This window comes from Sorangium sp. So ce1153 (genome assembly GCF_051521595.1).
Taxonomy (GTDB): Bacteria; Myxococcota_A; Polyangia; order Polyangiales; family Polyangiaceae; genus Sorangium.
In genome coordinates this window covers 12,319,051-12,339,642 of the sequence record NZ_CP150361.1, presented here as the reverse complement: position 1 = coordinate 12,339,642, position 20,592 = coordinate 12,319,051, and the positions used below count along the sequence as shown (strand labels likewise).

The 20,592-nt window shown below is 72.5% G+C and carries 7 protein-coding genes; 4 read left to right on the top strand and 3 right to left on the bottom strand.

Going from position 1 to position 20,592, the window contains the following annotated elements; genetic code table 11:
* Positions 1 to 20: 20 nt before the first annotated feature.
* Entirely contained in the window at positions 21 to 6,299 is a 6,279-nt protein-coding gene (locus tag WME85_RS44855; protein WP_437830380.1) for an AAA family ATPase, read from the bottom strand.
* A 131-nt stretch (positions 6,300 to 6,430) separates the two neighbouring features.
* Entirely contained in the window at positions 6,431 to 6,679 is a 249-nt protein-coding gene (locus WME85_RS44850) for a hypothetical protein (RefSeq protein ID WP_437830379.1), read from the bottom strand.
* A 961-nt stretch (positions 6,680 to 7,640) separates the two neighbouring features.
* Between WME85_RS44850 and WME85_RS44845 the strand changes: the two genes are divergently transcribed.
* On the top strand, positions 7,641 to 9,182 hold the full coding sequence (locus tag WME85_RS44845) for a hypothetical protein (protein ID WP_437830378.1): 1,542 nt from the start codon (positions 7,641 to 7,643) through the stop codon (positions 9,180 to 9,182).
* A 159-nt stretch (positions 9,183 to 9,341) separates the two neighbouring features.
* On the opposite strand, the gene WME85_RS44840 is transcribed toward WME85_RS44845, so the two are convergent.
* Positions 9,342 to 11,768, bottom strand: a complete 2,427-nt coding sequence (locus WME85_RS44840; protein ID WP_437830377.1) for a hypothetical protein — start codon at positions 11,766 to 11,768, stop codon at positions 9,342 to 9,344.
* A gap of 472 nt (positions 11,769 to 12,240) precedes the next feature.
* On the opposite strand from WME85_RS44840, the gene WME85_RS44835 reads away from it, so the two are divergent.
* From WME85_RS44835 to WME85_RS44825, 3 genes are all read left to right on the top strand, one after another.
* Complete coding sequence (locus WME85_RS44835) at positions 12,241 to 14,079, top strand: S53 family peptidase (protein WP_437830376.1); 1,839 nt, start codon at positions 12,241 to 12,243, stop codon at positions 14,077 to 14,079.
* 88 nt (positions 14,080 to 14,167) lie between these two features.
* On the top strand, positions 14,168 to 17,752 hold the full coding sequence (locus WME85_RS44830; RefSeq protein WP_437830375.1) for a poly-gamma-glutamate biosynthesis protein PgsC/CapC: 3,585 nt from the start codon (positions 14,168 to 14,170) through the stop codon (positions 17,750 to 17,752).
* Positions 17,749 to 20,487: a hypothetical protein gene (locus WME85_RS44825; protein WP_437830374.1), complete on the top strand. Its 2,739-nt coding sequence runs from the start codon at positions 17,749 to 17,751 to the stop codon at positions 20,485 to 20,487. The genes WME85_RS44830 and WME85_RS44825 overlap by 4 nt, the downstream gene beginning before the upstream one ends.
* Positions 20,488 to 20,592 lie beyond the last annotated feature (105 nt).

The window sequence follows — 20,592 nt, the reverse complement described above, 5'->3', positions numbered from 1 at the left end:
GAAGGCTCTGCTCCTATTCGCTAACCGCCTCCCGTGCGCCGCGGCTCCAGCCCTAGTCTCGCTGTCGGCTCGACCCCCTGCAAGTGCTCCTCGACCAGGCGGCGGATCGCCTTGGATTCGTAGTCCTGCGCCAGGCGACGCAGGCGGTCGGCGAAGGGGCGGTAGCGTTCGTCGAGCGTGATCAGGTAGGCCGCCCGCTTTCGGATGTCGCTCATGTTGCCCTGCAAGGCCAGGGCATGCAGGATTTCCAGCTCCTCCCCGGGCGGCACCACGAGCTCCGCGGCTCCCACGCCCCCGGTTTGCTCCTCGGCCGGTCTGGCATAGACCCAGGTGAGCCCCAGCTGGGCGCCGACGATCCGCAGCAGGCTCTCCTGGTCGATCGGCTTGGCGAGGAAGGCGTCGGCGTCGGCGGCAATGCTCTCCGCCTGGTCCTCCTCGTTGGCGCTCGCGGACACGACGATGACCGGCAGCCGCGCGAGCCCCCGAGCCTGGCGATTGTGACGAATGCAATGGATGGTCTCCAGGCCGCCCATCACCGGCATGACCAGATCCATCACCGCCAGATGCGGCGACGCCGCCATCTCCTGCTCGACGGCCTCCTGGCCATTGGCCGCCTCGCAGACCTCGAAGCCCAGGCCGCTCATCAGGTCCGAGAGCATCGCCCGATTGCCCACCACGTCGTCGGCGACCAGCACCTTCCGTCGCGGCCCCTCGTAGCCGACGGCGACCCGCTCGGAAGGCCGGAGCGGCGCTGCGATCTCGGCCACCGGCAGCGTCACCTCAAACCAGAACCGGCTGCCCTCGCCGGGCCGGCTTTCCACGTGGATCTCGCTGCCCATGAGGTGCACCAGCTGGCGGCTGATCATCAGCCCGAGGCCGGTACCGGCGCGGCGCCGCACCTCCCCCACCCGCCCGAAAGGCTGGAAGAGCTTGGCCAGCTGCTCCGGCGCCATTCCCACGCCGGTATCCTCCACCTCGAAGCGCAGGCGCGCCGCGGTCCCGTCCTGGGAAAGAGCCTGCACCCCGAAGCGCACCCGCCCCCGATCGGTGAATTTCACCGCATTGCCCAGGAGGTTGAGCAGCACCTGACGCAGGCGCTTCTCGTCGGCCAGCGCCGCCCGGGGCAGGTGGGGGGTGACCTCGTAGACGAAGTGAAGGCTCTTCTGCTCCGCCCTGACGCGGATGATGTCGGCGACGACCGTCAGGAAGGCCGAGAGATGGATCGGTCTTGGGTAGAGCTCGATCTTGCCCGCCTCGATCTTGGCCAGGTCCAGAAGGTCGTTGATGAGGGTCAAGAGGTGCTGGCCGCTCTGCTGGATGGTGTTCAGTCCCGTAGCCTGGCGCTCTTCGAGCCCCGGGGAGCGCTTGAGGATCTGGGCGTAGCCGAGGATGGCGTTGAGCGGCGTTCGCAGCTCGTGGCTCATGTTCCTCAGGAACTCGGTCTTTGCACGGTTCTCGGCCTCGGCCGTCTTGCGGGCCTGGCGCTCCGCCTCGGCCTGCTTGCGCTCGGTGATGTCGGTGGAAATGCCGCAGACGGCATAAGGCTGCCCCGCCGCGTTGCACAGGGGGTACTTGAGAGAGATGTAGGTGTGCAGCCCATCGTCCTGGGGGACCTCGTCCTCGGCTTGCAGCGCCGCTCCGGTGGCCACCACCTCGTGGTCGACGGCGCGGAAGGCATCGGCCAGCTCGCTGGGAAAGACATCGGAGTCGGTTCGGCCGACGATCGCTTGCTCGCTGACGTGGAACACCTCGGCGTAGCGCCGGTTGATCATCAGGTAGCGACCCTCGAGGTCCTTGAGGTAGATGACCGCTGTCGAGTTGTCGACGATCGACTGCAGCAGCTCTTTGCTGTCGCGCACGGCCTGCTCCGCTCGCCGGCGTTCGCTGTTCTCCTGGAGCAGGTCGGCGTAGAGCGTGGCATTGGCGATCGAGATGGCGGCCTGGGCCGAGAGCAGCTCCAGCGCGGAGAGCCGCTCCGGGGTGAACGCGCCGGCGACGAGGTCGTTTTCCAGGTAGAGCAGCCCCACGAGCTCCGCCTGGCGCAGGATGGGCAGGCAGAGGGCGGATTTAGGGTACCGATATTTGGGGTACCGATAGAGGTCGTCGCTGGCGACGATGGGGTTCCGTGCCGTCCCGTCGTCCAGGATCACCTTCTCCCGGCTGCGCCGGACGTAGTTGAGCAGGGACGCCGGCAGGTCCGGAAGGGAGGCTTCGGGCTCGCGGGGAATACGCACCTCGATCTGGGGCCCCTCCGCCTTTGCCTCGGCAGCCAAGAACAGGGTCTCGCCGCGGGCGAGGAGCAGGCAGCCTCGCCTCGCGCCGGCGTTCTTGACCAGGATGCGCATGAGCGCGTCGAGCAGGCGGTCGAGGACGATCTCGCCCGAGATGGCCTGGGAGGCCTTGAGCACCGAGCCGAGGTCGAGCGTGGCGCCGGCGGGCGCGGCGGCCTCCGGGCCCGTCGCGCCGCGGAGGATCTCGGTGGGGACGAGGTCGGGGTACGCGCGCTCGAGGCGCCGCATCGCCTCGGTCGCGCCCCATCGGCCGTAGGCCCTGTGCGCCTCGGTCAGGTAGGTGCGGGCGATGGTGGTCTTGCCGAGCGCGCGGAAGGAGAGGCCCGCAAGCTCGTTGGCGAGCGCCTCGTCGTGGAGGTAGCCGCCGCGCTGCGCGAGGGCGATCGCCTCGTCGTAGCGATCCCCGGCGGCGCGCGCGTCGCCGCGGATGCGCTCGAGCTCGGCGCGGAGCAGGGCGCTGCGGTGCGCCATGTTCTCCGGGCAGAGGTCCGCCCAGCGCGAGAGTTTTTCAGCAAAGAGCTCCGCGCGGGCGAGGAAGAGCGCGCGCTCGTCCGGGGAGACCACGTCCGCCGCCCGCGTGAGCGCGACGCCGGCGTAGAAATGGCACGCGGGGATGCCGAGCCAGCCCGCCACGCTCTGGATCTCGACGTCCATCGAGAGCGCGATGCGCGCCGCTTCCTCGAACGCGCCCTGGAAGACGCCGAGGATCACGATGTACGTCTGGGCGGAGGGAGGCGAGACCACGTTGCCCATCCGGCGGGCCTTCTCGATCACCTCGTCGATGTCGATCCACGCGCCCTTGAGCTTGGCCGGGTGCTCGGTCTCGACCGAGAGCTGGTGCGCGATCTGTACGACCGCGTCGACCATCCAGGAGATGGCGTTACCCCTGTCGAGTTTGCACACAGGCTGGTAGCTCTGCGCCTCGGCGAGGAGGTCGGAGAGCGGGAGGCCGCGCAGGAGGCTGTTCATCACGGCGTTGACCGCGGTGTAGAACGCCCAGATGTACTGGCCCGTCTCGAGCCCGGCGTGCATCCCCGCGAGCAGCGACTTCTGGCAGGCGGGGTAACCCTCCCTCCAGTGCTGCACGTAGGAGCCCCACATGTTGCGGAGTATCGCTTCGGACTTCTTGTCCGGGTAGCGTTCCCAGAGGTCGATGGCGGCGCGGCCGAAGCGGTAGCCGAGCGCGATGTCGCCGCGGCCGCAGAGGAACGTTGCGAAGTTGATGCAGCCGAAGATCGCGTGCTTCGATAGCCCGTGGCGGAGCGTGTTCTCGACGAGCTTCGCGACCGTGATGCCGCGGTTGTTGGGGCTCAAGAACCCGCAGGGGAGGAAGAGCGCCTCGAGCACATCCTGCATGGCGCGGATCTCCGGGTCCGCGAGCGGCGGCAGGTCTGGCAGCGCTTCGAGAGTCTTTTCCCGGACGAGATCCACCGTCGCCCGGATCTGGGCGTCGACCATGGCTTCGTCGGGGAACAGGGGCAGGTCGAGCCCGAACGGGCGCAGGGCCGCGAGCCCCTCCGCGAGCGCGGCGGGCAGATCATTCTTGAGCACCTGCACGTTCATCTTGAGCCGCAACACCTCGGTGCGATCGAGCCGGCTCGCGGCCCGCTCCAGGCAGTCGGAGAGGACCGCGAGGGCATCGTCGTGCTGGCCCGAGAGCGAGAGCATGAGGCCAGTCTTCATCGCGTACTCGAGGCGAAGCGGGTACTGCGACGTCCAGGCGTCCTCCGGAAGGCGCAGGAGGCCGAGCTCCAGGTAGCGCAGGGTGGCGCCGAAGGCGGACGCGTCCTCGGCGCGGCAGGCGGCCTCGAGGCTCATGCGGGCGAGGGAAAGCCGCTCCGCGGGGTCCGACACGAGGTCGCCGGCGCTGTTCAGTTGGCCGACGACGTCGAAGAGGCTCTGGCTCTCGGAGAGGTCCAGCTTGCCCGCGAGCAGCCGGCCGATCCGGAGGTGGAAGGCGGCCCGGTCCGCCTGCGGGATCATGGCGTAGGCGCCCTCCTGGACCTTGTCATGGGCGAAGCGGTAGCCCTCGTGCCCGGCGAGCACGAGCCCCTCGCGCACCGCGGGATCGAGGCGGCTGTACGCTTCTTCCAGCGAGCACTCGCTCACGGTGGCGAGCACGTCGAGGTCGAACCGGCTGCCGATCGCCGCGGCGAGCTTGAGCGCCTCCACCGTCGAAGACGGCAGGCGCGCGATGGTGCGCACCATGAGGTCGACGACGTTGTCCGTGTACGCGAGCGCCTCGATCCCGGCGAGGTCCCAGCGCCAGCCTGACCCGGCAGCGAACGTGAGCACGTCGTGAACGTGCAGCGACCGGACGAACTCCTTGACGAAGAACGGGTTGCCGCCGGTCTTCTTCTGCACCGCATCGACGAGCGGCCCGCAGTCGTCGCGCTTGAGGCTGTCCGAGAGCATCTCGAGGAGGTGAGGGCGCGCGAGCGGGGCGAGGACGATGTCGCGCACGACGATCCCTGTGCGCTTGAGCTCCTCGAGGGCACGGAAGAACGGGTGCCCCGGCGACACCTCGTTATCGCGGTAGGCGCCGCAGAAGAAGAGCGCCTCGAGCGAGTCGTCGGCGAGGAGCGCGCGGAGCAGCCCGAGGCTCGCGGGGTCGATCCACTGGAGATCGTCGAGGAACAGGACGAGCGGGTGCGCACCGCGCGCGAACACCGAGACGAACAGCAAGAAGCACCGGTTCAGGCGGTTCTGCGCCTCGAGCGGGTCGAGCGCCGGCAAGGGCGGTTGCGCGCCGACCACATACGAGAGCGAGGGGATGACGTCGCAGACGACCTGCGCGTTCGGCCCGAGCGCCTCGAGGATCGCGCTCCGCCAGCGCTCGATGCGCGCCTCGCTCTCGGTGAGGATCTGCCGCACCAGGCCGTCGAACGCCTGGATCACCCCGCTGTAGGGCGCGTCGCGGTTGTACTGGTCATACTTGCCGCTCGTGAAATAGCCCTTCTGCCGCGCGAGCGGCCGCAGGATCTCCTGCACGAGCGAGGACTTGCCGATGCCCGAGTAGCCGGAGACCAGGACGCTCTCGCGGCTGCCCTCGCGCGCGCGGGCGAACGCGGCGGTCAGCGCCTCGGTGTCCTGCTCGCGGCCGTAGAGCTTCTGGTGGATCCGGAACAGGTCGTGGCGATCGTGCTGGCCCGCGACGAAGGGCTCGATCGTCCCCGCGCCGCGCAGGGCCTCGCGGCAGCGTTCGAGGTCGGCGAGCAGGCCCTCGGCGCTCTGGTAACGGTCCTCTGCGTTCTTCGCGAGCAGCTTGAGCACGACGCCGGAGAGGGCCTCGGGGATGGTCGGGTCGGCGCGGGACGGCGGCGCGGGAGCGAGGGCGAGGTGCGCGTGGATGAGCTCCATCGGGTCCAGGGCCTCGAAGGGGCGCTGACCCGTGAGCATCTGGTAAAGGGTGACGCCGAGCGCGTAGAGATCGGTCCGGTAGTCGACACCGCGGTTCATGCGGCCTGTCTGCTCGGGGGAGACGTAGGGCAGCACGTCGGCGATCACCTCCGGCGCGTAGAGCCGTTCGTGCGCGCGGGTGATCTCGGCGTCGACGCCGAAGCTCGTGATCTTGACCGCGTCGCGCGCGCCGACGAGCACGTTGTGCGGTCGCAGATCGCGGTGGATGAGCCCCGCCGCGTGCACGGCGGCGAGGCCTTCGGCGAGCGCGGCCGCGAGATCGAGCGCCTCACAGATCGGCATTCTGCACGACGGGCGCGCGGCGAGGAGCCGCGCGAGATCGCGGCCCGGGAAGTCCTCGAGAACGACAATCAGGGCGCCGGCGAGCTCCTCGACGCCGCGCAGCGCGACGAGGCGAGGCGAGGCGATCTGCGCGATGCGCTCGCACTGGTGCTTGAAGCGCGCGACCTCGGCGCGGGTCGCTCGTTCCGCGCGCAGGACTTTCAGCAAGACGGGGACACCGTCGCCCTCGCGGCACGCGCGGATCAAGCTGAAATCGGCGTTTTGCTCGATCTTCTCGAGGAGCGCGTAGCCTCTTTCGACGAACATCGATGGCCTAACCTCGCTCGCCTGCCCGTGGGAGGTGGTGCATTCAACCAGTTATATCTCCGCGGGGGAGGTCTGCTCCGAGCTGTGCCGCCAGGGGGTTGGCGCTGCCGACGCCCCCCGGCCCGCCAACATCATAGCGAACCAGGTTCAGGCGCGGTTGCCTCGACCGCCACGATCAGCCGGCCGAGCGGCTCCAGGCCAGCCGGCGCGGAGCCAGGGGCGGTGAGCACGCGCTGGAGCGCCGACTCGGGCAGCCCCAGGCCGAAGCCGACGTCCAGGACCGACAGCTGCACGCCCCGGGGCGCCTCGCGCACCGACACGACCGGGCCGTGGCCAGGGAGCCCGCGGCCCGCGACGTCGGTCAGGAACGCCTCGAGCACCTGCCCGAGCTCGCCGCGGTGCCCGAGGGCGTGAATGTCTCGGCTGCGCGCGGCATCGGAGGGACACGCACCGTATCGATTCGTGGTGCCCGGCGGGGACCCTCGGGCATCGCCTGGGCTCGAGGAGATCGCGATGGGTCGCAGCCGATTCCGCTGGGAGCGCGATCGATCGGGCCGGCCGGTTCGCGCTGGAAGCGCTGTTGATAGACAGGAGCAGGGCGGGGGCGCGCGCGGCGCGCGGTGGGACATCCGGGGGGCTTCGCCTGCAGCCTGGACCATCCCGTCCCGACTAAAATGCGACGACTTACTAAATTGTGTTGCCATAGTCGACTGACCCAACTACAGAGTTAATCGTGGGAGACCGCGCGTCCATGGCGCCTCCGCGTCGCAGGGGTATCAGGGCGTCGGCGGACTCTCATGATCATTGGACCAGTCGCTCGGAGTCCGACCGCGCATGATCCTGCGGTGCTCGGCCAAGGGAATCGCGGAGGCTCACGGCCTGATCTCTGCGGCCTGGCCCATCTCGTCGGACCAAAATGTGCCAAATGCAACTCGCTTACTAAATTGTGTTGCCATAGTCGACTGACCCAACTACAGATTTAATCGTGGGAGATCGCGCGTCCCTGACGCCCCCGCGTCGCAGGGGTATCAGGGCGTCGGCGGACTCTCATGACCATTGGACCAGCCGCTCGCGGTCCGACCGCGCATGATCCTGCGGTGCCCGGCCATGGGAACCGCGGGGGCTCACGGCCTGATCTCTGCGGCCTGGACCATCTTGTCCGGACCAGAATGTGCCGGACCAATTTGCGCTAAATTACTAAATTGTGTTGTCGTGATCGACTGATTCATCTATAGATCTAATCGTGGGGGACTGCGCGCGCATGGCGCTCCCGCGTCGCGGGGGTATCAGGGCGACGGTGGGCTCTCATGACCATTGAACCATTGGCGGAGGGTACGATTTATGGACAAGCACATTCAATATGCTCTATCGACCCTGCTCGTGGCTACGTCGCTGGGCGTGGCGGGAACAGCGCATGCCTACGTGACCATCACAGGGGATGTGTCGCCCGGGAACCCGAGCGACCCGTGGGATCTGGGGTCGGGCACCCTCCGCGTGGGCGGCGCGAGCAACCCCTGGGAGCCCACCTTCAATAGCGGAGAGGTGATCGTCGCGAGCGGCGGGCAGCTGTTCAGCGCGGGCGCGTTGGTAGGAAATGATCGCTGGGGCACAGTTCAGGTCATCGGGTACGGCTCGAAGTGGACCAACAGCGGATCCATCCAGCTCTGCGTCAAGGGCTCCAATGGTCAGGGGCAGCTCGTCGTCCGGAACGGCGCCGAGGTGCTCACCGATGATCTCGTGGTGGGTAATCGAAGCTCCGAGAGCTATGGTGGCAACGTGCTCGTCGAAGGGTATGACGCCACCCTGACGAGCCAGGTGAATACGTACGTCGGCGTCGGAGCGCGCGGTCGGGTCGACATCAAGCAAGGGGCGAGCTTCTTCTCGAACAATGTCTACATCGGCGGCGGCAGCGGCGCGTCGGGCTGCTCGAGCTGCAATGGCCACGTGACCGTGACCGGCTCCGCGACGAGGTGGGTGAGCACGGGAGAATTCATCTTGGGCGTGAACAGTCAGGGCACGCTGGACATCGATCGGGCCGAGGTCTTCACGAACAATGCGAGGATCGGTCGCAGGGAGACCCTGTCGAGAAGCAAGGCCAGCGTGCACGGTTGGGGTGGTACGTGGACCAACCAGGGGCTCTTTCGCGTGGGGACGGTGGAAGGAAGTGGCGAGCTCACCATCGGGGCGTACGGGACCCTCGTGACGGAAGATACCGAGATCCATTCCGAGCTTGGCCACGCCTTCATCAAGGTGAATGACGTCTATGCGTCATGGCTCAACAGCGGCGACGTCACCGTCTTTGCCAGCGGCAATGCGTCTCCGTCGGTGGTGGTCGGCAAGGACGCCTTCGTGAGCATCGGCGGCCTCCTCCGGACCGCGCCGAAGGCCGTCGGCCTCTATCCCTACCTGGGCCCCTCCGTGCGCATCGAGGACGGCGACCTCATCGCGGGCGCCATGGAGATCGAGGCGGGAGACTTCGACTTCGCCGGCGGGCGCCTCGAAACCGGCAGCTTCGTGGGCGATCTCGCCAACATGGAGTCCGGCGAGCTCTCGGTCGGAGAGGCTCACCCGGCGACGGACATCGTCGGCAGCTACAGCCAGGGGCCGGGGGCCACCCTGAGGATCGTCGTCGGGGGAGCGAGCCCCTCGCCGCTCCTCCAGGTCGACGGGGACCTCCTCGTCGATGGGGCGCTGGAGGTCGTGCCGGCCGACAGCTCCGTGTCGTTTCAGGTCGGGGACACCATCGCCCTGCTGGGCTGGGGCGGTGACCTCGAGGGGACGTTCGCCGCAGTGAACGTCGCCGTGCCGCTCGCCCCAGGCCTCGCCTGGGACACCTCGGCGCTCTACACCACCGGCGAGATCACCGTCGTTCCCGCGATCTGAGAACGCGACGCCGGACCCTCACACCCCCACCTCGCCCCCGGACCAGGGCAGCGGCGGCGTTGTCCCAGGTGACGAAGCGATCGAGTCAGCTCGGCTCCACCTCCTCTGGCAGCGTGCACCCGAGCCGCCCCGGTGCGCTCGCGTCCCGGCGCCCGCCCCCTACTTCGGGCTCGCCCTGCCGATCGCGATGACGTTCTGCTGCGCCGCCGGCTTGCCCCCCTCGTGCACGGCCGCGCCGACGCGCGGGTGCGCCCGCAGCAGCGTCACCGTCAGCGTGATCCCCCAGCCGTCGTTCGTCTTCAGCTCCGCCTGACCATGGCTGTCCTCCACCGCCAGGATCAGCCGGCCGAGCGGCTCCAGCCCCGCAGGCGCAGAGCCAGGCGCGGTCAGCACCCGCTGGAGCGCCGACTCCGGCAGCCCCAGGCCGAAGCCGACGTCCAGGATCGACAGCTGCACGCCCTGCGGCGCCTCGCGCACCGACACCACCGGGCCGTGGCCAGGCAGCCCGCGGCTCGCGACGTCGGTCAGGAACGCCTCGAGCACCTGCGCGAGCTCGCCGCGGTGCCCGAGGGCGTGCGTCGCGCCGCGGATCGGCTCGAGCCGCACCGCGCGGCCCGTCGCGCGCGCCGCGCTCGCCACCGCGTCGGCCACGACGTCGCCGAGCTGGAAGGCGCAGAGCGGATCCGTCGCGTCGCGCGCCGCGAGCGGCCGCACGTTCCCGGACACGGGCGCCGGCTGCTTCACCGGGATGAGCGCGGCCACGTAGCCCGCGATCCACGAGGAGCCGTCGGACTCGCGGCGGAGCGGGCGCACCGAGAGCACCGCGGGCTCGGGCGCGGTGACGCTGAGCTCGATGCCCTCGTCGCTCGACATCACGCTGGAGAGCGACACAGCGGCGCCGCTCGCGGACGTGGCGCCGAGCACGTCGCCCAGCGTGAGCGAGCCCGGCGGGAGCGCCGCGCTCGCGCTCTCCACCGGCACCGTGACGTCGCGCGCGCGCAGCCACTTCGCGAACTCCGGCGCCACGAAGCGGACGTCGCCGAACGCGTCCGCGTACAGGAGCCCCACCGGCGCGTTGCGCAGCATCGACCCGAAGAGCTGGAGGTCGTCGAGCGCGACGCGCGCGCCCTCGACCAGATCGTCCGTCGGCGTGTGGCCGGCCCGCGCCTCGCCCGCGCCCGACTCGGCCGTGCGCGCGAGGCGCTTCCTGCGCAGGAGCAGCGCGAGCTCGCGGCCGACGTTCTCCGCCCGCTCCGGCTCGCGCGAGAACGTCTGCTCCGCCACCGGGCCGCAGAAGAACACGTAGCCCTCGATCTCGCCGAACGCGATGAGCGGGACCACGACCGCCGGCATGTCCTGCTTCGTCAGGAACCGGCGCGCCAGGCGGATCGCCGGGACGCCCTGCTCGCTGCTGTACGGCGGGCGGCGGACGTCGTGGCGCCGCTCGGCGACGAGGCTCTCGCCGTCGCGCCTGTCGTTCCAGAACCGGAGGTGCCAGCTGCCCGCGGGCAGCTCCGCGACCAGCACGAGATCGGCCGGGTGCGCCTGCTCCGCGAGGCGCGCCACGCGCGGCCAGAACTCCTCGTCCGGCAGCGTGTGGACCCCCTGCATGCGGAACAGCGCGGCGCGCTGGATGAGCTCCGCGGCGCGATCGACGGCGCGCTGCACGCCGAGCCCGCGGAGGATCATCACGCCCGCGAACGCGATCCCGAGGCCGAAGAGGATGCTCGGCAGCGGCAGGAGGCTCGCCTCCACCCGCGCGGCGAGCGCGCTCTGGCCCGCGGCGAGCGCGAACGTGGCGAGGAACAGCGCGCTCGTGGCGACCAGGCTCCCGTAGCGGCGGCGCGCGAGCCACACGAACCCGCCCGCGAGCAGGACGAACAGCGCCGGCGCCCAGGCCGGGGCCGCGGCGCGCCGCCCGCCGTCGAGCAGCCCGCCGAGCACCGCGGCGACGCCCTTCGCCGGCGGCAGCGCCGACGTGGCGACGGCCTGGGGCGGGACGCCCCCCGAGCCCACCGCGACGACAGCGATGCGGCCGGCGAGCGCGTTCGCCGGCACCTGGCCGTCCGCGAGGTCGCGCAGGCTGACCGCGGGCACGCTCTGCGGCGCCTTCTTGAGGACCCAGGGCGCCGCCGAGACGCCGAGCGCCCCGAGCTCCGCCGCGCGCGCCTCGTTCGTCAGCGCGAAGAAGCCGACGACCTCGCCCGCGCTCAGGCGCAGCAGCCCCGGCGGCAGCCGGACGGCGGGCGCGGCCGCCGTCGCCGGCGCGCGGGCGCGATCCGCCGCGTCGCCGCCGCAGAAGGCGTCGGCCGGCGGGACGAGCAGCGCGCCGCGCGCGCCCCCGCGCTCGAGCAGCCCGGGGAGCGAGCGCTCGCAGAGCCCGTCGCGCAGCGCCTCGGGCGAGGCGGTGACCAGCAGCACCTGCGCGGAGGGCGCGTCGTCGGCGAGCGCCGACGCCGTGAGGCCGCGCGCGACGTAGTCGAACCGCTCGAGCGGCGCCACGGCGGCGAGCAGCGCCCCCGCGGCGATCGACAGCACATCGGGCTTGAGCCACCCGAAGCGCGCCGCCTCGGAGTGCGAGGTCATCGGTCGCGGGATGCGAAAGGGCTTGGGGATCCGCGGACGGTAAGTCTTCGCCATAATCGCTGGAGAACGCAGCGCGCCAGGGGTCGCGAGGCGCCCAGGCAGACTGAGCGTCGCATCGAGGTCGCACCAATACAATTGTCTACCGGGGCGCGCCGCGCCAAAAACGTCTGTTTTTCAAGAAGAAGGACGCCCCCTACAGCCGGTCGCGCAGCGCCTCGGCTGCCAAGCGCGCCGCGCGCGTCGCGTCCGCGGCGCTCCCTCGTCCACGAGAGCGCGCGCCGCCCGCTCGTACACGAGACCGCTCGCCGCGGCGCAGCAGCCGATTCTGTTCGAGACGAGGTGCGATGTGGTGCTCCGCACGCGCCGCCGAGGCGCGTTGTGTTGCGGGCGGCGTGCGTGTCATGCGACGTCGGCGAGCGGTGTCGATTGGGCTGGATCGGCCTGTCGGAAGGGGATTGAATCGATCCTGCATATGCGTCGCTCTTCATCTGTTCTCCGGGTCGCTCCTGTCCTCGGGTTGTTCGCTCTGACCAGCAGCGTCGTCTTCTCGGCCTCGAGCTGTGGCTGCGATTCGGGTGCACAGCTCGCAAATCCGCCGGGCAGCGGCGGGGCCGGCGGGGCCGGCGGCGGCGGGGCCGGGGGCGCGACGGCGAGCGGCACCGGGGGCGCGACGGCGAGCGGCACCGGGGGCGCGGCGGCAGGCGGCGGCGAGGCCGGGGCCGGCGGGGTGCCGCTGCCGGACGAGCTGCCGGACTTCACCGAGGAGGAGCTCGAGCCCACCGAGGCGAAGGACGGCATCCCGAGCCCGCTGCCCGGCGTGTACACCGACAAGGGCGTCGCCGGGGGCGACGAGGTGGTCCGCGCGCTGATGGGCTTCCCCATCCGCAACTCGGGGCGCCTCGAGCAGGCGATCCAGGAGATCTACGACCCGGAGAGCCCGCGGTTCCGCCAGTACCTCACCCCGGAGGCGTGGGTCGCGGCGTACGCGCCGCGCGAGCTCGACGTGCACCTCGTGAAGCTCTGGCTCGAGGAGCAGGGGTTCCAGGTGAACTTCACGGCCTCGAACCGGCTGCTGATCCAGTTCACCGGCACGGTGGCCCAGTTCAACGAGGCGTTCGAGACCGAGCTCAGGGTCTTCGAGCGGGCGAACCCGCAGGCGGGGAACCCGCCGTTCGACGTCTTCGGCTCGCTGGAGCAGCTCACCGTGCCGACGTGGGTGTCCGAGCGCACGACCGGCATCATCACCGCGGATCTCGCGGCGAGCACCAAGCCGCTGCCCGCCGAGGCCGGGGACATCGTGTCGGAGCCGCCCGGCGACGTCGATCGCGGGTTCACCCCCGCGCAGATCGCGGCCGCGTACGACCTCGATGACCTCTACGAGCTCGGGTTCACGGGCCAGGGCGTGAAGCTCGGGGTCACGATCGGCGCCACCTTCAAGCTCAAGGACCTGCAGTCGTTCTGGCGATCGTTCGGCCTGCAGCGGGCGAATCCGGAGATCGTCCTGACCATGGAGCCGGTCTCGACGCGCTACACGGAGTCGACGCTCGACGTCGAGTGGTCGGCGGGCCTGGCCCCGGGCGCAGACGTCGTCGTCTACCAGGGGCCCGACGCGCGCAACACGTCGATGGTCTACACGTTCAACGAGGCGATCGCCCGCGGCGAGGTGTCGGTCATCACGGACTCGTTCGCCCACCGCGAGGACTCCGAGCCGCCGGCCGTGCGGCTCCAGTACCACTACGCGGCGCAGATGGCCGCCGCGCTCGGGATCACGGTGATCGCGGCGACCGGCGACTCCGGGCAGACCGACACGCCCTCGGCGAGCCCGTACGTGACCGGGGTCGGCGGGACGCAGCTCTGGCTGACCGGCAACGGCGAGGTCGAGAGCGAGAACGCGTGGACCTGGTCCGGCTCCGGCCCGACGCTCTCGTTCCCGATCCCCGCGTGGCAGGTCGGCGTCGTGGAGGGGTCCGACGGCAAGCGGGCGGTCGCGGACCTCGCGATGCACGCCTCGAGCTCGCCGAACCCGTACTGGGTCTACTACCTCGGCGAGTGGCAGCGCTACGCCGGGACGTCGTTCTCCTCGCCCGCGTTCGCGGGGATCGTCGCCGTGGTGAACAGCTACCGCGCCGCGCAGGGCCTGCCGCGCGTCGGGTTCCTGAACTCGATCCTCTACACGACCCCCGAGGTGCAGGCGACGTTCCGCGACGTCGTGACCGGCGCGACGGAGATGTTTGCCGCGGGGCCGGGCTGGGACTACCCGACGGGCTGGGGCGCGCCGAGCGCGCTCGGCCTGGCCACCACGCTGCCGTAGCGGCGCGCCACGCCGGGTCGGGCGGCGGCGCGCGCCGACCTGATCCGGCGGACCGCCGCCGTCCGCCGCCGTCCCGCCGCACCGCCGCATGCTCGCCAACCTGCCGCTCTTCCCACCGAACGGGCTCGACCGCAGCCTCCACACCGCGGTCCTGATCGGGCTCGTCTTCGGGACGCTCTTCACCGAGACGCTCGGGTGGACGTACGCGGGGCTCGTCGTGCCCGGCTACCTCGCGACGGTGTTCTTCGCGGCCCCGGTGACCGCGGTGTTCATCATCGCGGAGTCGGTCGTGACGTACCTGTTCGTCGCGCTGATCGGCCGCTGGATCACCCGGACCGGCGCGTGGTCGACCGCCTTCGGGCGCGAGCGGTTCTACCTGTTCATCATCGGCGCGGTCATCGTGCGGCTCTTCGTCGAGGGCTTCGTCGTGCCCGAGGTGGCGGCGCGGTACGACTTCGTGCACTCGCGGGAGCTCTACAGCATCGGGCTCGTGCTCGTGCCGCTCATCGCGAACGCCTTCTGGAACAGCGGCCTCGTGCGCGCGGCGCCGCGGCTCGCGGTGGTCACGGCGCTGACGGCGCTCGTGCTCGGCGTGCTGCTCCGGACCACGAACCTGTCGGTCTCGCGCTTCCAGGTCCTCAACGAGAGCCTGTCGCTCGAGTTCCTCGAGCTGCCGAAGGCCCACATCATCCTGGTCATCGGCGCGCTGATGGGCGCCCGCAACAACGTCCGCTACGGGTGGGACTACAACGGCATCCTCGTGCCGGGCCTGCTCGCGGTGGCCTGGTACGAGCCGACGAAGCTGCTCACGACCACGATCGAGGCGCTGGTCGTCTTCTATCTGTCGCGCTGGATCACGTCGGTGCGCCCCTTCTCCCGGATGCTGCTCGTGGGCCCGAGGCGCATGATCTTCGTGTACGTGCTCGGCTTCCTCGTGAAGATGGCGATCGGCTTCGCCATGGTGCGGTACGCGCCGGGGCTGCAGATGGTCGACTACTTCGGCTTCGGGTACCTGCTCCCGAGCCTGCTCGCCGTGAAGATGTGGAACAAGGAGCACGTCGGCATCGTGATCATGCCGACGATCCAGGTGTCGTTCACGGCGTTCCTCGCGGGCAACGCGGTCGGCTACGCGCTCGTCGCGCTCGGCTGGGGCAGCGCGCCGCCGCCGCCTGCGGCCGAGGCGAGGCCGCCGCCGCGCGTCGAGAGCGCGGCGCTGTCGCTCGTGCTCGCGGACACGGTGCCGCGGCCCGGCCCGCGCCCGCGGGCGGCCGCGATCGCGGCCGACATCGAGTCGCGGCGGGTCGCCTACCGCCTCGCGCGCAGCGTGCTGCGCGACGGCCGGCCGGCGGACGAGCTGCTCGGCGTGGCGGAGCGCGCGCGGATCTCGGTTGTACAGGAGGGCGCGCAGGAGGGCGCGCGGGAGGGCGACGGCGACAGGCCGTGGTACGTGATGACCGCGCGGTTCGAGGACGCGGAGGACGCGCCGAGCGCCCCGCGGGCGGCGCTCCGCAAGCGCGTCGGCCGGAGCCCGACGTCCGCGCCCGAGTGGCTGGTGCTGGCGGCGCCCGCGGAGATCGGCTCCGCGCTGCCGGCGGTGGCGCTCCGGTTGGCGGAGCTCCTCGACGCGTCGGGGGTCGTGCTGCTGTCGCGCCACGGCGCGATCCGGCGCCACGACGAGGCGTTCGCGGCCGCGATGATGGAGGCGATGGAGGACCCGCAGGTGCTGATCGTCGAGCCGGGCGGCGGCGACGGGCCGGAGCTCAGCGTCGTGGGCTCGCCGGCGGGGCTGCCGGTCGTGTCGATCGGCGAGGCGCTCGGCGCCGAGACGGCGATGACGTTCCGCCCGGCGGCCGAGCAGTCGACGCTCCTCGCCGACGCCCCGCGCCTGCGGGTGCCGCGGAAGGTCGCGGAGGCGGTCGGCGCGCGCGTGCTCGGCGTGCCGGAGGTCGTGCGCTGGAGCGGGACGCTGGAGGAGGAGCTCTCGAAGCGGATGGTGTCCCTGACGGAGGTCCAGCCGGGCCGGTTCCGGCCGCCGTCGATCGAGGAGCTCCGGCTGTTCGACAGCGTCGTGGCGCCGCGGCTGATCGCGGCGGCGACGCGCGGCGGAGGCGCCGCCGCCGCGCCGGCGCCGACCGCGTGGGAGCGGGCGATCCTCGGGCGCCTCGGGTACCGCGAGGTGCGCATCGGCGGCACGGACGCCGCGCCGGCGGCGTGGGGCATCGCGGAGCCGGGGCCGGAGGAGGGCGGCCCGGAGCGCCGCGGGAACCCGGCGTGGCTCGTGCTCTCGCACCCGCCCGCGCCCCCGCCGCCGCCCGGGCCGGCGGCGCGCCGCGCGGGGCCCGCGGCCTCCATCGGCGGGATCTTGCCGACGGCGCCCTCGCCGGGCGCGGTGAGGTCGCCGCTCACGGGCGCGATGCTCGTCGAGGTGCCCGCGCCGCGGTGGCAGATCGGGGTGTTCGGCGCGGGGCTCGCGCTCGCGGACGCGCTCTCGGCGCAGTCGCTGCTGCTCGCGGGGGCGGTGCCCACGGCGGAGCCGAGCGGCGCGGCCGACGTGCGGCGCGCGGAGGGGCTGCGCAGCTTCTTCCAGCGGGCGCACGAGGTGTGGGTCGGGGACGGCGGCAATGCGCTGTCGGTCCAGGCGATCGAGGCGGAGCGGAGCTACGAGCGCGACGCGGTGGTCTCGTTCGGGTACGAGGTCGTGCGGCCGGAGCACGTGCCCACCTTCGCGGGGCCGCTGCTGGAGACGCTGCGCGATCTGGAGCTGCGCGTCGGGATCTTCGACGGCACGCGCGAGCAGGTGCCGTTCAGCGGCGCGACGGACATGGCGATGAGCTACGCGAAGCGGTTCGCCGAGGGGCGGTTCGCGATCGTGTATCTGGGCAGCGCGATCCGGCGCTTCTTCGAGCTGCGGCGCTTCGCGGCGCCCGGGCAGGGCGAGACGCGCCTCGAGGCGCGGCTCACGCGGCTCGGGGTGGCGCCCGCGCCGCTCGACGTGGCCGAGCGGGCGCGGGCGCTCGCGACGTGCGCGGCGCCGGGCGCGGGGGCGAGCGGGGACGAGGCGTGCCCGACCCGGGGCGTGGCGGCGGAGTGCGATCTCGCCGCGTCGATGGAGGGCTTCCGGCGCTACACCGTCGAGCGGAACCCGTACTACCTGAGGGCGCACTTCGCGGCGCAGGCGGCGCTGGCCGGGGGCGCGCAGGCGGCTGCGGCCGGGGGCGCGCAGGCGGCTGCGGCCGGGGGCGCGCAGGCGGCTGCGGCGGGGGGCGCGGGCGCGCAGGCGGCGCTGGCGAGGGGCGCGCAGGCGGACGGGCTGCGCGCCGGGGCCGCGACGCGGTGCCATGTGGAGCTCGGGCGCGACGTGATCACGGGGCGACCGTGGGTCATCGCGGCGCGGCCGGGCGAGGCGCAGCTCCTGCCGATCGACGGCGCGCTCGTCGCGGTCCCGGGCCCGGCCGTGCCCGGCGAGCTGCGGCTGCGGCGCGCGGTCACCGTCGGCACGAGCGCCCTCCGGGTCCAGGCGGGCGCGTCGAGCGCGGGGGGCGCGGCGGGCGCGGGGGCGCCGGCGTCCGGGTCGGCGTCGCCCGGCGCGGGGGCGCCGGGGTCGGCGTCGCCTGGCGCGGGGGCGCCGGGGTCCGCGTCGCCCGGCGCGGCCCCGCAGGAGGCGACCCCGTGAGCGCCCCGGCGAAGCGCCGCGAGCCCTCGAGCCACGAGGCGGCCGCGCCGCCGCGCCCCGCGCGGCCGCCGGCGAGGGCGCGCCAGGCGACGGGGGGCTTCCGCGCGCGGGTGAACGCGCCGCGCAAGGGGCTGAACCCGCGCTGGCTGATCGCGATGTCGCTGCTCGGGGTGACGGCGGCGGCGCTCTCGCTCCTGCCGAGCGCGCCGCCGCTCGGCAGCTCGCTGCCGGCCGAGGACGAGATCCTCGCCTACCACATCGAGCCGCAGCGGGATCTCGTGGTCAAGATCCCGGCCGAGATCGACGCCGTCGAGGTGACGACCTGGGGGAGCGTGAAGGCCGACGTCTGCGACTCGGCGAAGCGCTACCCGTACGGGTTCGTCGCGGCGTTCGTGAACGAGCGCGGCAAGGAGGTCGCGCGGCACGTGTACGACCTCGAGAGCCGGGTGAGCTGCGATCCCGATCGCCCGCTCGGCGAGGGCGAGTACGCGGCGCGGCTGGCGGGCGGCGGGGGCGCGGTGACGGATCCGCGCTCGACGCTGCTCATCACGCACGACGTGCTCCCGCAGGGCGGCCAGGTGCGGCTCCGGGCGAAGCCCGCGGTGGGGACCGACGGCGCGCCGATCGAACTGACGATCCTGTCGCGGCTGGAGGGCCGCTACGAGCGCAGCGAGGCGTCGCGCGCCGTCTTCGAGCAGAGCCTCGACGCGGAGGAGCGGCGGCAGCTGGGGCGCCGGGTGTCGGCGCTCGGCTTCGCCGACCTGCCGGAGCCGGCGCGCAAGGAGCTGCTCCGCGGCTGGGCGCGGCGGCTCGAGGCCAGCGGCCGCGAGGGGCTCGACTACGAGATGTCGCGGCTCCTCCTGCGGCGGTTCCGCATGCCGTACCCGCGCGCCGAGGGCCGCGGCGCGTCCGAGTTCGTGGTCGGCGAGCGCCACGCGGCCGCGCTGAACTTCCGCGGCCCGCTGTCGCTCGACATCGAGGGCCCGCCGGGCCGCACGGTGCGGGTCGCGGACGGCGCGAGCTCGTCCGCGAGCGTGGCGCTCGGCCCGCTCGGGCGGGCGACGGTGCGGCTCGCGCGGGAGGACATCCGGACGGTGGTCATCGACGGCGTCGGCCCGGATTTCGGCGTGCGGTTCGGCGCGCCGGAGGCGCAAGCGATGCAGCAGGTCGGCGAGATCGTCCACCCGGCGATGCCTCCGCCCGCGGTCGCGGACGAGGGCGCGGCCGCGCCCGGCGCGGCGGAGGCTGCGCCCGGCGCGGCGGAGGCTGCGCCTGGCGCTGCGTCCGCGACGATCTCGCCGGCCGCGCCGGCGCGGCTCCAGACGCCGCCGGACGTGCGCATCGTGCGCTACCTGGCGCTGGATCCGAGCGACCCGGTGATCGCGCGGATGGCGCCCGGGCAGGAGCTCCTCGGGCTGCTGATCCGGACCGAGATCGAGGCGAGCGGCGGCGCGAACCAGGGCGACGCGACGGTGGTGGCGCGGTGGGGCCCGGGGCCGTCCGAGCGGGCCGAGCTCAAGGTGACGCTCCCGCGATCGCGCTTCGAGTGGTGGAACGACGGGTTCGATTCGTCCGAGCCGCGGCTCGCGATCCTCCGGCCGCCGGCGGGGGTGGAGCGGATCGAGATCACGGGCGACGCGCGGACGCGCGTGCGGCTGCGCACGATCGAGCCGGGGGTGAACGAGACCCTGTACCGGCTGCCGTACCGGGTCGCGCTGGCCGAGGACGAGACGTGGCGTTACGCGCCGTTCGACGTGAGCACGTGGACCGACGTGCGGGCGGTGAACCTCGACGACCTCGAGCGGAAGGAGCGCTTCTCGGACCTGCGCGAGCAGGTGCGGATCGAGCGTTCTGGGGAGGGCGCGAGGTCGGACGCGGATCGGCCGGAGCGCACCCTCACGCCGGAGCACGCGCCGGTGCGCCGGCGGCTGCTCATGCCGGCGTGGCAGTCGGCGGGGGAGCCGTCGCCGGGGGACGCGTGGACGCCGCTGCTCGTGCCGAAGGACGTGCGCGTCGACGGCGAGGGGGCGCGAGCCGGGCGGCTGTCGGTCATCTACCGGGCCGCGCGCGCGTCGCTGGGCAAGGAGGTCGCGGTGCGCGTGGACGGCGAGGTGGCGCTGCAGGAGCCGATCGTGGCGCTGTCGGGCGCGCTGCGCGTGACGGCGCCGGCGGGCACGCGCAAGATCGAGATCGAGGGGCTCGGCGACGCGGGGGCCGCGTACACGGACGCGCCGCCGGCGAACGGCGGGGCGATCGTGCGCCGGCGCGACGTGTTCGAGCTGACGCGCGGCCGGCCGATGACGTACCGCTTCCGGCAGGAGGCGGGCGAGACGCTGCACCTCGTGCTGTTCGTGGTGACGCCCGGGGAGAACGCGGACTACCGCATCCGGTACCGGATCGAGGGCGCGAAGCCCGCGTCGCGCGAGGCGGCGTTCTTCCGGCGCGTGACGCTCCCCGACGGCGTGCTGGCGGGCCGGGGCGGCGATCTCACGCGCGCGACGCTGTGGGAGGCGGCGACCGACCAGCGCGGCACGGACGGGGTGGGGCGCTCGGTGATCCGCCTGGGCGACGACCTCGCGCCGGGCGAGCGCGTTGTGAGGCTATCGCTGCTCGGGCCGCAGGCGGGCGACGCGGGGGAGACGGCGAAGGAGGTCTGGATCGGGGCGGTGCTGGTCGGCCAGAAGGGGCCGGGGCGGGACAGCGGGCCGAGGCTGTGGGTGGAGGACGATCCCTGAGGCGGGCTCGGGTGCCGTGGTCGGCGCCCGGGCGTTCATTCTGGAACGAGCGGTCCAGAACGAGCGGCGTCCGGGCGTGGAGAGGGTCCGATGATAGGCTACGGC